Source organism: Nocardioides convexus, assembly GCF_011090295.1.
The window spans coordinates 1,449,171-1,462,910 of sequence record NZ_JAAMYA010000001.1; the positions used below are offsets into that span (position 1 = coordinate 1,449,171).

Sequence of the window (13,740 nt, forward strand, 5' to 3'; positions counted from 1 at the left end):
TGGTTCACCCTGGAGTTCGGCGTGCTCTGGGAGTCCGGCGAGTCTCAAGGCCTACGGCGCCGGCATCCTGTCCTCCCCCGGCGAGATCGAGGCCTTCCGCGGGATGACCATCCGCCCCCTCGACATCGGCGAGATGGGCAGCATGCAGTACGACATCACCGACTACCAGGACGTGCTCTACGTCGCCGACTCGTTCAGCCAGGTCGAGGACGTCGTCGGCTCCTTCTGGGCCGAGTGCACCGACGACTCGATCGCCCGGCTCTCCGCGCGGCACCCCGCGCACACCTGAGTCAGGAGCGCCGCGCGGCCCAGGCGACCAGGCTCCCGCGCCGGTCCCTCCGGCGGTTGCGCGCCGCCCTTCCACACCGCGTGCAGGCGGCGGGTGAGGTCCAGCCCGGTCACCGTGACCCGCACCAGGCGGCCGGTCGCCAGGTCGTCCCGTACGGCGTGCGCCCCGACCGCCGCGGGCCCGGCTCCGGCCGCGACGGCCGCCCGGACGGCGGCGGTGCTGGAGAGACTCCAGCACCGGGGCGGCCATCGGCAGGTCGGCGAGCGCGCGTTCCAGGACGGTCCGCGTCCCCGACCCCACCTCCCGCACGACGAGCGGGGTGGCCGCCAGGGTCGACGCGCTCACCCGGCGCCGGGACCGCTGGGCCCACGGGTGCCCGGGGCCGACGACCACGAGCAGGCTCGTCGGTGCCGACGAGCCGGTGCCGCAGCCCGCGCGGGGCATCGGGACCCTCGACGAAGCCGACGCTCACCTCGCCCGCCTCGACCATCGCGGTGACCCGCTGGGTGTTGGTGGCGGTCATGGTGATGTCGGTGGGCTGCTGGCCGCGCTGCACCTGCTGGGCGCGCAGTCCGACCAGCCAGCCCGGCAGCAGGTGCTCGGCGATGGTGAGGCTGGCGGCGATGTCGAGGTGCCCCCGGCGATCGGCCCGGACGGCGGTGATGCCGGCGTCGAGCTCCTGGGCGGCGTCGAGCACCCGACCGGCCCACTGCACGACGAGCTCGCCGGTCGGGGTCGACTCGGAGCCGCGCTTGCTCCGCGCGACGAGCGGCTCCCCCACCAGTGCCTCCATCGTGCGCACCCGGGATGATGCCGCCTGCTGGGTGATCCCCAGGCTCGGCCGCGGCTGCGCCGAGCGAGCCCGTGCGCGCGACGGTGACGAGCAGGCTCGAGGGCTCGGAGCTCCGGCACGTGCGGTCCCAACATGGTCACAACCGTACCTTGTGAGCACCCAACCACAACCTCGTTCTGTGAGGGCGGCGCCCCGGCCAGACTCGTCGGCATGACTCTTCGCGTCGCCATCGTGGGCGGTGGTCCGGCCGGCATCTACGCCGCCGACATCCTCACCAAGTCCGAGACCCCCGTGTCGGTGGACATCCTCGAGCGCCTGCCCGCGCCCTTCGGTCTGGTCCGCTACGGCGTCGCGCCGGACCACCCGCGGATCAAGGAGATCATCAAGGCACTGCAGCGCGTGCTCGCCAAGCCGGAGGTCCGCTTCCTCGGCAACGTGGAGTACGGCGTGGACGTGAAGCCTGGAGGACCTGCGCGAGTTCTACGACGCCGTCGTGGTCGCGACCGGCGCGATGACCGACCGGGACCTCGGCATCCCCGGCGAGGAGCACTCGCTCGGCGCCGCCGACTTCGTGTCCTGGTACGACGCCCACCCCGACGTGCCGCAGGAGTGGCCGCTCGACGCCACGAGCGTCGCCGTGCTGGGCGTGGGCAACGTCGCCCTGGACGTCGCCCGGGTGCTGGCGAAGACCGGCGAGGAGATGCTCGTGACCGACATCCCGCCGCACGTCCACGCCGGCCTGGTGGCCAAGACGATCACCGACGTCCACGTGTTCGCGCGTCGCGGCCCGGCGTACGCGAAGTTCTCACCGCTGGAGTCTGCGCGAGACTCAACCACTCGCCGAACGTCGAGGTGGTCGTGCACCCCGAGGGCTTCGACGTGGACGCCCACGGGATGGCGCACATCGCCCAGCACAAGGCACAGAAGATGGTGCTCAACACGCTGACCAGGCTGGGTCGGCGCGGACCCCGTCGGCAAGCCGCACCGGATCCACCTGCACTTCGCCGAGGCACCGGTCGAGATCGTCACCGACGAGGCCGGCAGGGTCACCACCCTGCGCACCGAGCGCACCCACTCGCCGAACGCCGACGGCAACGTCGAGGGCACCGGCGAGGTGACTGACTGGGAGGTGCAGCAGGTCTACCGGGCGATCGGCTACCGCAGCAGCGCCCTGCCGGGCCTGCCCTTCGACGAGCGCGCCGCGGTCATCCCGAACGACGGCGGCCGCGTCCTCGACCTCGACGGCGACCCGCTCCCCGGGACGTTCGTCACGGGCTGGATCAAGCGCGGCCCGGTCGGCCTGATCGGGCACACCAAGAGCGACGCCGCCGAGACCGTCGGCCACCTGCTCGCCGAGACGCAGCGGACCGCGAGCGCCCGGGCTCCCGAGGACGTGGACGCCTACTTCGCCGAGCGCGACGTCGACGTCGTCACCCACACCGGGTGGGAGCGCCTGGACGCGCACGAGATCGCCCTGGGCGCTCCGCAGGAGCGGGTCCGGGTCAAGGTCGCCACCCGTGCGGAGATGCTGCGGGCCGCCTCTATGTTGGAGGGGTGAGCCGCCCCACCGTCCTCCGTGTCCCGCCCCTGAGCCCCCAGGCTCCACGACGCCGCCGGCGAGCGGTACGACGCCCTCGACCTGCCGGCGCAGGGGCGGTCCGCCTTCCTCGCCGAGCACGGCGCGGACGTGGTCGCGATCGTGTGCACGAACACCGGGCAGGTGGGTGCGGACCTGATCGCCGCCCTGCCCCGGCTGGGTGTGATCGTCAACCACGGCGTGGGCTACGACAACATCGACATCCCTGCCTGCCTGGAGCGCGGCATCCTGGTCAGCCACACCCCCGGGGTGCTCGACGACGCGGTCGCGGAGACCGCCCTGGGGCTGCTGATCGCGACCCGGCGGCGGATGGTCGAGGCCGACCGCTTCGTCCGCCAGGGTCGCTGGCCCGAGGCCGGGGCCTTCCCCCTCACCGGGCAGGTCGCGGGCAGCACGGTCGGCATCCTCGGCCTGGGACGGATCGGCCGCCGGCTCGCTGAGATCCTCCTCGCCCTGGGCTGCACGGTCTCCTACCACTCCCGGCACGAGGTGCCCGGTGTCCCCTACACCTACGCCCCGAGCGCGCGGGACCTCGCGGCCGGTGTCGACAACCTGGTCGCGATCGTGCCGGGCGGTCCCGCCACCGACGGCCTGGTCGGCCGCGCCGTGCTCGACGCCCTGGGGCCTGACGGCGTGCTCGTCAACGTCGCCCGCGGCTCGGTGGTGGACGAGGACGCGCTCGTCGCCGCGCTGCAGGAGGGCCGGCTCGGCGCGGCCGGGCTCGACGTCTACGCGCACGAGCCGGAGGTGCCGGCGGCGCTCACCGCGCTCGACAACGTCGTGCTGCTCCCCCACGTCGGCTCCGGCACCGAGGAGACCCGCGCCGCGATGCGTGAGACTCACCCTCGACAACCTCGACCTCTGGCTGGAGACCGGCCGGCTGCGCACGCCCGTGCCGGAGATGGCTCAGGCCGACGGCCAGCCCGTGTAGCCCTCGGCCAGCCACCGGGAGCCGTGCGCGGAGGAGACGATCGAGGACAGGCTCACCGAGCCTGGCGTCGTACGTCGAACTCCGAGGCGTCCTCGACCCGGTGCAGCAGCGTGGTCATCCAGTACGAGAAGTGCTGGGCCTTCCACACCCGCTCCAGCGCGAGCGCGGTGTAGTCGTCCAGCGCGTCGCGGTCCCCCTTGAGCACGACCCGCTCGAGCACCTCCGCCAGCACCCGCACGTCGGCGAGGGCGAGGTTGAGCCCCTTGGCCCCCGTCGGCGGGACGGTGTGCGCGGCGTCGCCGGCGAGCACCAGGTTGCCGTGCCGCATCGGCTCGCAGACGAAGGAGCGGAAGGGCAGCACCGTGCGGGAGATGATCGGCCCCTCCTGCAGCCGCAGCCCGTCCTCGCCCGCGACCCGGGCCTGGAGCTCGGCCCAGATCCGGTCGTCGGACCAGTCCGCGACGTCGGTGCCGGGGTCGCACTGGAAGTACATCCGCTGCACGGTCTCGGTGCGCTGGCTGATCAGCGCGAAGCCCCGCTCGGAGCGGGCGTAGACCAGGCTCCTCGGCGCTCGGGGGTGCCTCGCAGAGGATCCCGAACCAGGCGAAGGGGTAGGTCCGGAAGAGCCTCGGCGCGACCGGTGACGTGACCGCGGGTGGTGCTGCGCGAGCCGTCGGCGCCGACCAGCACCTCGCAGCGCACCTCGCGCGGCACACCGGCGGCGTCGGTGAAGCGCATCGCCGGCCGGTCGCTGGTCAGGTCCACCACCGAGGTGTCGGTGACCGCGAAGCGGACATCACCGCCGTCCCGCTCCCGCGCGTCGGCCAGGTCGACGAAGACATCGGTCTGCGGGTAGAGCCAGGTCGAGGCCCCCACCAGTGCCGCGAAGTCGATGCGGTGGCTGACGCCGTCGAAGCGCAGGTCGATCCCCCTGGTGCTCGTGCCCCTCGCGCAGCACGCGGTCCGAGACGCCGGAGTCGACGAGCAGCCGGACGCTGTCGCGCTCGAGGATGCCGGCGCGGTGGGTGTTCTCGATCTCGTGCCGGGTGCGCGTCTCGACGACGACCGACTCGATGCCGGCGACGTGAAGCAGGTGGGACAGCATCAGCCCCGCCGGCCCGCCGCCGACGATGCCGACGCGGGTGCTCTCGACGGTGCGTGCGGGCTGCTCAGGCATCGGCGTCCAGGCTCCTCCAGCACCTCGCGCGCCACGGCGAAGCCGTGGTTGGCGACCGGTACGCCGCAGTAGACCGCGCTCTGCAGGATCACCTCGGCGATCTCCTCGTCGCTGAGGCCGTTGGTGCGGGCCGCGCGCACGTGCATCGCGAACTCTCCCCAGTGCCGCAGGGCGAGCAGGGCCGTCAGCGTCGCGATGCTCCGGCTGCGCCGGTCCAGGCCGGGCCGGGTCCACACCTTTCCCCAGGCGTACTCGGTGATGAGACTCCTGGAAGTCGCTGGTGAACGGCGTCGTCGCGGCCTCGGCACGGTCGACGTGCGCGTCGCCGAGCACCTCACGGCGCACCTTCATCCCGGCCTGGTGGATCTCGCTCATGACAGTGCTCCTCGGCTCTCGGGCGTGCTCTCGGGTACGACGGACGCATGGGCCTCCAGCAGGGCGGCGACGACGGCGGCCGGTGCCTCGGCGGGTGGCAGGTGACCGCAGCCGGCGAGCACCCGCAGGGTGGTCCCGGGGGCGGCCGCCGCGGTCTCGCCCGCGGTCGCGGCGGTGACGACCTCGTCGTGCTCGCCCGGCGCGACGAGCAGCGGGATCCGGGCCTCGGCGAGGCGCCCGGACAGGTCGAACCCAGCCAGCGCCTCGCAGGCACGGGCGTAGGACTCGGCGTCGGTGTGCTGGAGCCCGTCGAGCAGCCGGGCCGCGACGGCCGGCTCGCGCTCGACGAAGCCGGGCGCGAACCAGCGCTGCGCGGAGCCGGCCACCATCACCGGGGTGCCGGCGCGGCGCACGAGTGCAGCGCGGTCGTGCCAGCCCTCCGGCTCGCCGATCCGCATCGCGCTCGCCAGGCAGGCGGAGTGCCGGAACGCCCCGGGGTCGACCGCCGGCTCCAGTGCCACGGCGCCGCCCAGGGAGACACCGGCGTAGAAGCTCGGACGAGCCTCCGCCCGGCGTCGTACGGCGTCCGCGAGGCCGGCGATCGTGAAGGCCTCCGTCGTCGGCGTGCTCCGCCCGTGCCCGGGCAGGTCCCAGCCGACGACCTCGTAGCCCTCGGCCGCGAGCAGGGCCGCCGCGCGGTCCCACAGCGCCTCGACGGACGTGCCGAGCGAGGGGCCGACGACGAGCAGACGGGGCGAGCCCGGGCCGCCGGCGAGGCGGGTCGCGGTCGGCTCAACCACGGCGCACCCGCGCGAGGACGGTGTCCACGAAGGCATCGGCAACGCCGAGGTAGTCGCGCGGGGCGCCGCCGCCGCCACGCTCGGCCAGCAGGTCGGCCGACGCCGCGTCCACCCGGCGGGCCATCGCGCCGGCGTCGACCTGCAGGCCGGCGACCAGACTCGGCCGCCTGCGCGGTGGCGACCACCGCGAGGTCCAGGAGACGCACCAGTGCGGGCCACTCGCTGTGCCAGGCACCGTCGGGCCGCTCGTCGGCGGCCTGCCCGGCGGCGAGACTGCAGGCTGGGCCTGGAGCAGCGGTGCCTGCAGCGCCGCGCTGCGCACCAGGATGCTGAGCACGGGGTTCTGCTTGTGCGGCATGGTCGAGGACCCGCCCCGGCCGGGGACGGAGGCCTCGCGCAGGCTCGGCGATCTCGGGCCGCGCCAGCAGCGCCACGTCGGTGCCGATCACGCCGACGGCGGCGACCGCGCCGGCCACCGCCCCACCGATCCGTACGACGGGCGAGCGGTTCGTGTGCCACGGCAGTCCCGGCCACGCCAGCCCGCACGCGCGGGCGAACGCCTCGGCGGCCGCGACCGGCTCGGCGCCCAGGCTCCCCCACCAGCGCCAACGTCCCGGCGGCGCCGCCGCACTGCACGGGCAGCGCGGCCAGGGCCTCCTCGACCGCGTCGCGCGCGTCGAGCACCCCGGCGAGCCACTGTGCGGCCTTGAGCCCGAAGGTCACGGGCACCGCGTGCTGGGTGAGCGTCCGGCCGGCCATGACCGTGCCGCGGTGCCGGTCCGCGTGCGCGGCGAGCGCCTCCGTGGCGGCGCTCAGGTCGGCGTGCACCCGGCCCAGGGCGTCCTGGGAGAGCAGCACCAACGCGGTGTCGAGGACGTCCTGGCTGGTGAGGCCGCGGTGGACCCTGGCGGCGAGCCCGTCGTCACCGACCGCCGTACGGAGCCGGGCCACGAGCGGCACGACCGGGTTGCCGGCGTCCTCGGTCGCCGCGAGGAGGCCGGACAGGTCGGGCTCCGCCGCGGCGAGCCGGTCGGCGTCGCCCGGCTCCGCGGCGCCCACCTCCTCCAGCGCGCGCAGCCAGGCGACCTCGACGGCGACCATCGCCGCGACGAGGGCGTCGTCGCCGAAGGCATCGGCACTGCGGTGCGCGCCCGGCGTCAGCAGGCTCACCGCCGGTGCCCCGGGAAGGTGAGGAAGGTGGTCTCCCGCGGTCCCTGCAGGTGGATGTCGAAGCGCAGGCTGCCGTCGGTCTCGCGGACCACGGCGAGCGTCGGGTCGTCCTGGTCCACCTCCGGCAGGTAGGCCCGGGTGAAGAGCCGGTCGAGCAGTCCGCGGGCCAGCACGAGCACCGAGAAGAAGGGCCGGTCGCCGCCGGGCTCGACGGTCGTGAACGAGTAGCGTCCGGCGGCGTCGGTGGCCGCGCGGCCCCAGCCGGTGAAGGCCGTGTGCTCGCGGCACAACGAGCCCTCCACGCGCGGCAGGTGGCCGTCGGGACCGGCCTGCCGGATCTCGACGAGGGCGTCGGCGACCGGCTCGCCCGCGCCGTCGTGGACCGTGCCGTGGAGGCGGAGCGCGCCCGTCGTACCGGGCGGGACCAGGCTGGTGGCCGCGCTCGAAGGGCAGCGCGAAGTGGAAGAACGGGCCGACGGTCTGGCCCGGCGTCGGCACCAGGGACTCAGTCATCGTGGCCCTCCTGCTCCATCGGGGTGGAGTGCGTGCCGGTCAGCACGATGTCCCACCGGTAGGCGGTCGACCACTCGTGCGTGGTCACGTCGTGGTCGTACGTCGCGACGAGCCGGTCCCGGGCGGCCGGGTCGGTGATCGCCTGGAAGATCGGGTCGAGCGCGAAGAGCGGGTCGCCGGGGAAGTACATCTGGGTGATCAGCCGCTGGGTGAACTCGGTGCCGAACAGCGAGAAGTGCACGTGCGCCGGGCGCCAGGCGTTGCGGTGGTTGCCCCACGGGTAGGGGCCCGGCTTGATCGTGGTGAAGCGGTACCAGCCGTCGTCGTCGGTGAGGCAGCGACCGGTCCCGGTGAAGTTGGGGTCGAGCGCGGCGGGGTGCTGGTCGCGCTTGTGGACGTAGCGCCCACCGGCGTTGGCCTGCCAGATCTCGACGAGCCTGGTGGCGCACCGGGCGGCCCGCGCCGTCGAGCACCCGGCCGGTGAGCACGGTGCGCTCACCGATGGGCTCGCCGCTGCCCTGGATGGTGAGGTCCGCCTCCAGCGGGTGCACGTCGGAGTGGCCGAAGACCGGCGCCACCAGACTCGATGCCCTCCGGGTCCGCGTGCCGCGGGTCCTCGGTGGGGTGCCGGAGCACGGAGCTCCGGTACGGCGGGTAGTCGAGGCGCGGGGAGCGCTCGACGACGCCGGCCGCGTCGTACGCCTTGGCGAGGGCGGCGATCTCGTCGCTCACCTCGGTCTGCGTGCTGAGCCGGGGAACGCCGGGAGTGGTCGGGGCCATGCCGGCAAGGTACGCCGGGGGTTGTGACCGCCGCCTCATCGCACTTCCACTGAACGGAAGTCGCGTGTGGTCGACGGCGGGTGACGCGTGTCACGGTCCGGCCATGAACCTCACCTCCGCTCCCGCGGCTCCCGGCCGCACGACGCCCGCCAGCGGCGGCTTCTGGCCGGTCGCGCTGTGCTGGATGGCGGTCGCGCTCGACGGCTTCGACCTGGTCGTCCTCGGCGCGGTCATCCCCACCCTCTCCAAGACCGGCGCGCTCGGCTTCACCGACGCCTCGCTCACCACCGCCTCCACGATCGGCCTGGTCGGCGTGGGCATCGGCGCCGTGGCGATCGGTCCCCTGACCGACCGGTTCGGGCGTCGTACCAGCCTGATCGCGAGCATCGCGATCTTCTCCGTGCTCACCGTGGCGGTGGCGTTCGCGCAGGACGTCACCCAGTTCACCATCCTGCGCTTCCTCGCCGGCCTGGGCCTCGGTGCGTGCCTGCCCACCGCCCTGGCCTACATGAGCGAGCACGCCAGCGCCGGGCGCGGTGGATCCGCGGTGACCCGGATGATGACCGGCTACCACGTCGGCGCGGTGCTCACCGCCCTGCTGGGCCTGTGGGTGATCGACGCCTTCGGCTGGGAGGCGATGTTCGTGGTCGGCGGTGTCGCCGGGCTGCTCACCTTGCCGGTGATGTGGGCGAAGTCTGCCCGAGTCCGAGGCCTACCTCCGCGCCGCCGGTACGACGCAGGCCGCCACGGCCCCGCGCAGCGCGGACGTGGTCCGCGGCCGCTACCTGCGGGTCAGCCTCGGCCTGTGGGTCGCCTCCTTCATGGGCCTGCTGCTCGTCTACGGGCTCAACACCTGGCTGCCGAAGATCATGGGCGAGGCGGGCTACTCCATCAAGGCCGGCACCGGCCTGCTCCTGGTGCTCAACGTCGGCGCCGTGATCGGCCTGCTCGCGGCCGGCGTCATCTCCGACTCGCGCGGCAACAAGCCCACGGTGCTGGCCTGGTTCGGCCTCGCGGCCGCCTTCTTGGCCGTGCTGTCGATCCGGCTCGACTCCTCGCTGCTCGTCTACGCCGCCGTGATGCTCACCGGCATCTTCGTGTTCAGCGCGCAGGTGCTCGTCTACGCCTTCGTCGGCCACCTCTACCCGCCGGAGATCCGCGGCACCGCGCTCGGCATGTCCGCGGGCATCGGCCGGGTCGGCGCGATCGTCGGGCCCTCGCTCGGCGGCGCCCTCGTCACGGCCGGGATCGCCTACCCGTGGGGCTTCTACGCCTTCGCGGTCGCCGCGGTGCTGGCGGTCGCCGCCCTGGCCACCGTCCCCGCGCACGTGCACACCGCGCCCGAGACGCACTGACCGACGCGGCCGGAGTGGGACACTGTCGAGCATGTCCGGCAACGTGTCCCGCCCCGGCGCGACCGTCACCAGCCGGGCCCTCGCGATCCTGGCGGCCTTCGACGACCGCCACCGCCGGCTCAGCCTGACCGAGTCTCGCCGGCCGTGCGGAGCCTGCCGCTGCCGACCTGCCACCGGCTGGCCGGCGAGCCTGGTCGCCTGGGGCGCGCTGTCCCGCACCCCGACCGGTCACTTCGTGATCGGCCGGCGGCTGTGGGACGTCGGCATGCTCGCGCCGGTGCAGGCCGGCCTGCAGCAGGCGGCGTCGCCCTTCCTCAACGACCTCCACGCCGCCACCCGCGCAACCGTGCACCTGGCGGTGCGCGACGACATCGAGGTGCTGTACGTCGAACGGCTCTCCGGGCGCGTCTCGGTCCCCGTCGTCAGCCGCGCCGGCTCCCGGCTGCCGCTGCACGCCACCGGGGTCGGCAAGGTGCTCCTCGCCCACGCACCGGACGACGTGCGGGAGCGGGCCCTGGCCCGGCTGACCCGGCAGACGGCGTACACGATCACGCAGCCGGGGCGTCTGCTCGACCAGACTCGAGAAGGTCCGCGAGGAGGGCTACGCCACCACCGTCGAGGAGATGACCCTCGGCGCGTGCTCGATCGCGGTCCCGGTCCGCGGCCGGGGCCCGGCCGGCGACGGCGACCCGCTCGACCGGCCGGTGCTCGCCGCGCTCGGGATCGTCGTCCCGAACCTCAAGCGGGAGCGCGCCCGCCTGCTCAGCGCCCTGCAGGTGGCGGCCCAGGGCATCGGCCGCACGCTCGCCTGAGCTTCGTGGCCACTCCTTGGCCCTTCCACAACGAACGCACAGGATCGCGACGCACGCTCGACGGCATGAGCAGCCTGACTCCTCCCCCGCCGCCGCCCTACCTGCCGCCCCCACCGCCGCCCGTCCCGGCGCGCCGTACCCGTCGTCTCGTGGCAGCAGGCGTGGCCGCGTCCGTGCTGCTCGTCGGCACCGGCGCTGCGGGCGCCGCCGTCGCGACCCGGCTGCTCGACGACGGGCCCACCCCCAGCGCCGGTACGACGGAGCAGGGGCCCTCCACGACCGCGCAGGACGGCACCGGCGTCGCGCCGACGTCGCCCTACGCGCAGCGAGGCCAGGGCTTCGTCGTACCGGACCAGGGGCTCGGGTCCACCTCGGCCGAGACCGCGAGCGACGCCACCGCGGAGCAGTCGGCAGGCATCGTCCAGATCACCTCCACCCTCACCGACGGGACCGGCGCCGGCACCGGCCTGGTCCTCACCTCCGACGGGGAGGTCGTGACCAACCACCACGTCGTCGAGGGCGCCACCGCCATCAAGGTCACCGACGTCTCCACGGGCAGGACCTACACCGCCCGGTACGTCGGCGGCGACGCCGTCACCGACGTCGCCGTCCTGCAACTCGAGGACGCCAGCGGGCTCACCCCGGCCGACCTGTCCGGCGACGCCGCGCAGGTCGGCGACGAGATCACCGCCGTGGGTGACGCGGGCGGCGACGGCGGCTCGCTGACCGCCTCCCCCGGCACCGTCTCCGCGCTCGGTCAGGACATCACCGTCGAGTCCACCGACGGCAGCGGCGGCACGGAGCTCACCGACCTGATCCAGATGGACGCCTACGTCGTGCCCGGCGACTCCGGTGGCGCGGTGCTCGACAGCGACGGCCAGGTCGTCGGGATGAACGTCGCCGCGTCCTCCGGCAGCCGCCAGGTCGTCGGCTACGCGATCCCGATCGCCACCGTCGAGTCGGTCGTGCGCAAGATCGAGGACGGAGACGAGAGCGGCAACGTCGGTTCGGGCTACCACGGCTACCTCGGCGTGGGGCTCGACCCGTCGGCGACGACGCCGCTCGTGGCGCAGGCTGATGGAGGGCTCCGCCGCCGCGGACGCGGGGTCGCCGTCGGCGACACCATCACCAAGGTGGACGGCGTCGCCGTGCCGACCGCCGAGGCGCTGCAGAAGGCGATCGCCGCGAAGGACGCCGGCGACCGGGTCAGCCTGACCTGGACCGGCACCGACGGCCGGTCGCACACCGCGACGGCGACCCTGGGCGAGGCACCGGTCTCCTAAGCCGCACACCGGGCGTGCCGATCAGGAGCCAATGCGTCGTCTCACGTTCCTCTGCCTCCTGCTCGGCGCGCTCGGGCTCCTCACCGGTCCCGCCGGCGCGGACCCGCTCAACCCGGCGAACCCGCTCGCGAACAGCGGGACCTGGCGCTACTCCCTGATCCGGACCAAGGCCAACCCGGAGCCTGCTCAACTACCTCGCCGCGACCGACCCGACCCGCAAGTACCTGCTGGGCCGGGTCGCGCTCACGCCGAAGGCCCGCTGGTTCGCCAACTGCGGCACCTGCAACCCCACGACGGCGCAGCGCTCCGTGGCGGCCTACGTCGCCGACGCGCGCCGCAGCGACCCCGATGCCCTGGTCCAGGCTCGCCGTCTTCGGGCTGTGGCCCGACGGCGAGGTGGTGGGCGGCAAGCGGCCCGCGATGTCCTGGTCGATGGCGCGCTACCAGGCCTGGATCAAGCAGATCGGCGCCGGCATCGGCACTGCCCGCGCGGTCGTCGTCCTGGAGCCGGACCTGGCGATCTCCGCCAACCACGGCGCCGACGGGCGCACCATGCCCGACCCGACGCCCGGCACCCGCACGGCGATGGCCCGCTGGGCCGCGGCGTACCTCTCCCGCCTTCCACGCACCACGGTCTACCTCGACGCCGGCTCGGCCGACTGGCTCACCGTCGACGAGGCGGTCCGGTTGCTGCGCGCCAGCGGCGTCCAGTACACCCGCGGGTTCGCCCTCGGCGCCACCCACTACGACGCGGTCGCGAGCAATGTCGCCTTCGCCGCCAAGGTGAGCGCGGCCCTGACCAGGACCGGGATCCCCGGCAAGCGCGCGGTCATCGACACCGCCGACAACGGCACGCCCTTCACCTGGGCCCAGTGGAACGCCCGCTGGGGCGCCCGGTTCCGGGCCACGGGCAACGAGTACTACCAGTTCGACAACACCCCCACCTGCTTCTCCCGCACCGAGCAGGTCTGCCAGACCATCGGCCACAAGCCCACCTGGAACCCGGTCGACGCCGAGGCGGCCAAGCTCGGCCTCGGCACCGCCAGCCCGGCCCTGCGCCGCCAGGCCCAGGTCTACGTCGACGCCCTGCTCTGGTTCGGCCGCGGCTGGCGCTGGATGCAGCAGGGCGGCAGCGACTCCCGGACCGAGGTCCGCACCGTCCGGATGGCGACGTACACCCGCTTCGCCCGGTGAGTCCGCGGCGCACCTGATCGAAAACCGCTGGGCGGTGACCCGTCGCCAGGCGTACCGTCCTGCCAGGGGCCACCGCCCAGTGGTCTTCTGCATTTCACGCCCTCGTGGCCCGCCGGAAACACCGGCTGCCCACGCTTCGCCCACGATCGAGGAGGACCACGACCAGTCCCTCGCGGAAAGGAGGTGGCGGCGCCATGACCGCCGTGATGCTGCTCAACGCCTCCTACGAGCCGCTCGGCACGGTCGAGCTTCCAGCACGCGGTGCGGATGCTCTTCCGCGAGGTCGCCACCGTCGAGGAGGCGCACGACGACCGGATGATCGGGCCGCACCCGTGGCCGCGCGTCATCCGCCTGGTCCGGTACGTCGCGGCGAAGTGGATGTACCGCCCGGCGGCGTACTCCCGCTCGGGGGTCCTCAAGCGCGACCGCCACCGGTGCGCCTACTGCCACCGGCACGCCTCCACCGTCGACCACCTGCTCCCGCAGAGCCGCGGTGGCGGCTGGACCTGGCTGAACACCGTGGCCGCGTGCCACACGTGCAACGGCCGCAAGGCCGACCGCACCCCCGTCGAGGCCGGCATGCGACTGCTCGTGGTGCCCTACGCCCCGACCCGGGCACAGGCTGGCGGCGAGCCTAGCCGGGCACGGTGGGCCTAGATTGGCGGGATGCG

The 13,740-nt window shown here is 74.1% G+C and carries 16 protein-coding genes and 4 pseudogenes; 11 read left to right on the forward strand and 9 right to left on the reverse strand.

What is annotated here, in order from left to right:
* Positions 1-85 precede the first annotated feature (85 nt).
* Positions 86-289, forward strand: a complete 204-nt coding sequence (locus G5V59_RS10690) for a hypothetical protein (RefSeq protein ID WP_278259770.1) — start codon at positions 86-88, stop codon at positions 287-289.
* A 109-nt stretch (positions 290-398) separates the two neighbouring features.
* On the opposite strand, the gene G5V59_RS10695 is transcribed toward G5V59_RS10690, so the two are convergent.
* Positions 399-1,241, reverse strand: coding sequence for a LysR substrate-binding domain-containing protein (locus G5V59_RS10695; RefSeq protein WP_278256429.1), 843 nt, complete (start codon positions 1,239-1,241; stop codon positions 399-401).
* A 51-nt stretch (positions 1,242-1,292) separates the two neighbouring features.
* Here G5V59_RS10695 and G5V59_RS36415 point away from each other — a divergent pair.
* The 4 genes and pseudogenes from G5V59_RS36415 to G5V59_RS10715 form a co-directional block, all read left to right on the forward strand.
* Positions 1,293-1,382: pseudogene (locus G5V59_RS36415) on the forward strand (hypothetical protein); the annotation flags it as partial.
* 211 nt (positions 1,383-1,593) lie between these two features.
* A complete protein-coding gene (locus tag G5V59_RS10700) occupies positions 1,594-2,028 on the forward strand; it encodes a hypothetical protein (RefSeq protein WP_278259771.1) in 435 nt (144 codons plus the stop codon).
* A gap of 168 nt (positions 2,029-2,196) precedes the next feature.
* The gene (locus G5V59_RS10710; RefSeq protein WP_278256431.1) at positions 2,197-2,640 is read left to right on the forward strand and encodes a hypothetical protein; all 444 of its coding nucleotides are present in this window, start codon (positions 2,197-2,199) and stop codon (positions 2,638-2,640) included.
* 129 nt (positions 2,641-2,769) lie between these two features.
* A complete protein-coding gene (locus tag G5V59_RS10715) occupies positions 2,770-3,783 on the forward strand; it encodes a 2-hydroxyacid dehydrogenase (protein WP_278256432.1) in 1,014 nt (337 codons plus the stop codon).
* A gap of 14 nt (positions 3,784-3,797) precedes the next feature.
* Here G5V59_RS10715 and G5V59_RS10720 read toward each other — a convergent pair.
* The 8 genes and pseudogenes from G5V59_RS10720 to G5V59_RS10760 all read right to left on the reverse strand — a co-directional run.
* Positions 3,798-4,169: pseudogene (locus tag G5V59_RS10720) on the reverse strand (FAD-dependent monooxygenase); the annotation flags it as partial.
* Positions 4,133-4,537, reverse strand: a complete 405-nt coding sequence (locus tag G5V59_RS10725) for an FAD-dependent monooxygenase (protein WP_341351182.1) — start codon at positions 4,535-4,537, stop codon at positions 4,133-4,135. The gene G5V59_RS10725 and the pseudogene G5V59_RS10720, both read right to left, overlap by 37 nt.
* Positions 4,538-4,568: 31 nt before the next feature.
* Positions 4,569-4,787: pseudogene (locus G5V59_RS36420) on the reverse strand (FAD-dependent monooxygenase); the annotation flags it as partial.
* Positions 4,715-5,125, reverse strand: coding sequence for a carboxymuconolactone decarboxylase family protein (locus tag G5V59_RS10735; RefSeq protein ID WP_341350909.1), 411 nt, complete (start codon positions 5,123-5,125; stop codon positions 4,715-4,717). The gene G5V59_RS10735 and the pseudogene G5V59_RS36420, both read right to left, overlap by 73 nt.
* 33 nt (positions 5,126-5,158) lie before the next feature.
* Positions 5,159-7,063, reverse strand: a complete 1,905-nt coding sequence (locus G5V59_RS36425; protein ID WP_341351183.1) for an alpha/beta fold hydrolase — start codon at positions 7,061-7,063, stop codon at positions 5,159-5,161.
* A 65-nt stretch (positions 7,064-7,128) separates the two neighbouring features.
* Complete coding sequence (locus G5V59_RS36430; RefSeq protein ID WP_341350910.1) at positions 7,129-7,434, reverse strand: hypothetical protein; 306 nt, start codon at positions 7,432-7,434, stop codon at positions 7,129-7,131.
* 203 nt (positions 7,435-7,637) lie between these two features.
* Complete coding sequence (locus tag G5V59_RS10755) at positions 7,638-8,144, reverse strand: hypothetical protein (protein WP_278256435.1); 507 nt, start codon at positions 8,142-8,144, stop codon at positions 7,638-7,640.
* The gene (locus G5V59_RS10760) at positions 8,141-8,425 is read right to left on the reverse strand and encodes a hypothetical protein (protein ID WP_278256436.1); all 285 of its coding nucleotides are present in this window, start codon (positions 8,423-8,425) and stop codon (positions 8,141-8,143) included. The genes G5V59_RS10755 and G5V59_RS10760 overlap by 4 nt, the downstream gene beginning before the upstream one ends.
* 103 nt (positions 8,426-8,528) lie before the next feature.
* Here G5V59_RS10760 and G5V59_RS10765 point away from each other — a divergent pair, with 103 nt between their 5' ends.
* From G5V59_RS10765 to G5V59_RS10790, 6 genes and pseudogenes are all read left to right on the forward strand, one after another.
* Positions 8,529-9,908 carry an MFS transporter gene (locus G5V59_RS10765; protein WP_278256437.1) on the forward strand — a complete coding sequence of 460 codons (1,380 nt, stop codon included), beginning with the start codon at positions 8,529-8,531 and terminating at the stop codon, positions 9,906-9,908.
* A gap of 137 nt (positions 9,909-10,045) precedes the next feature.
* Positions 10,046-10,291, forward strand: a pseudogene (locus G5V59_RS10770) (IclR family transcriptional regulator C-terminal domain-containing protein); the annotation flags it as partial.
* Between the two features lie 112 nt (positions 10,292-10,403).
* Complete coding sequence (locus G5V59_RS10775) at positions 10,404-10,592, forward strand: hypothetical protein (RefSeq protein ID WP_278259775.1); 189 nt, start codon at positions 10,404-10,406, stop codon at positions 10,590-10,592.
* Between the two features lie 65 nt (positions 10,593-10,657).
* Positions 10,658-11,875 (forward strand): trypsin-like peptidase domain-containing protein, encoded by a 1,218-nt coding sequence (locus G5V59_RS10780; RefSeq protein WP_278259776.1) that lies wholly within the window; start codon positions 10,658-10,660, stop codon positions 11,873-11,875.
* 348 nt (positions 11,876-12,223) lie between these two features.
* A complete protein-coding gene (locus G5V59_RS10785; protein WP_278256438.1) occupies positions 12,224-13,069 on the forward strand; it encodes a glycoside hydrolase family 6 protein in 846 nt (281 codons plus the stop codon).
* Between the two features lie 267 nt (positions 13,070-13,336).
* On the forward strand, positions 13,337-13,726 hold the full coding sequence (locus G5V59_RS10790) for an HNH endonuclease (protein ID WP_278259777.1): 390 nt from the start codon (positions 13,337-13,339) through the stop codon (positions 13,724-13,726).
* Positions 13,727-13,740: the final 14 nt, after the last annotated feature.

What these genes read in the sequence shown, in the direction of transcription:
- G5V59_RS10700 (WP_278259771.1), top strand. Translation starts at nt 1,594, where the DNA reads ATGACCGACCGGGACCTCGGCATCCCCGGCGAGGAGCACTCGCTCGGC.
- G5V59_RS36425 (WP_341351183.1), bottom strand. Translation starts at nt 7,063, where the DNA reads ATGGTCGCCGTCGAGGTCGCCTGGCTGCGCGCGCTGGAGGAGGTGGGC.
- G5V59_RS10760 (WP_278256436.1), bottom strand. Translation starts at nt 8,425, where the DNA reads ATGGCCCCGACCACTCCCGGCGTTCCCCGGCTCAGCACGCAGACCGAG.
- G5V59_RS10765 (WP_278256437.1), top strand. Translation starts at nt 8,529, where the DNA reads ATGAACCTCACCTCCGCTCCCGCGGCTCCCGGCCGCACGACGCCCGCC.
- G5V59_RS10775 (WP_278259775.1), top strand. Translation starts at nt 10,404, where the DNA reads ATGACCCTCGGCGCGTGCTCGATCGCGGTCCCGGTCCGCGGCCGGGGC.
- G5V59_RS10780 (WP_278259776.1), top strand. Translation starts at nt 10,658, where the DNA reads ATGAGCAGCCTGACTCCTCCCCCGCCGCCGCCCTACCTGCCGCCCCCA.
- G5V59_RS10785 (WP_278256438.1), top strand. Translation starts at nt 12,224, where the DNA reads ATGCCCTGGTCCAGGCTCGCCGTCTTCGGGCTGTGGCCCGACGGCGAG.
- G5V59_RS10790 (WP_278259777.1), top strand. Translation starts at nt 13,337, where the DNA reads ATGCTCTTCCGCGAGGTCGCCACCGTCGAGGAGGCGCACGACGACCGG.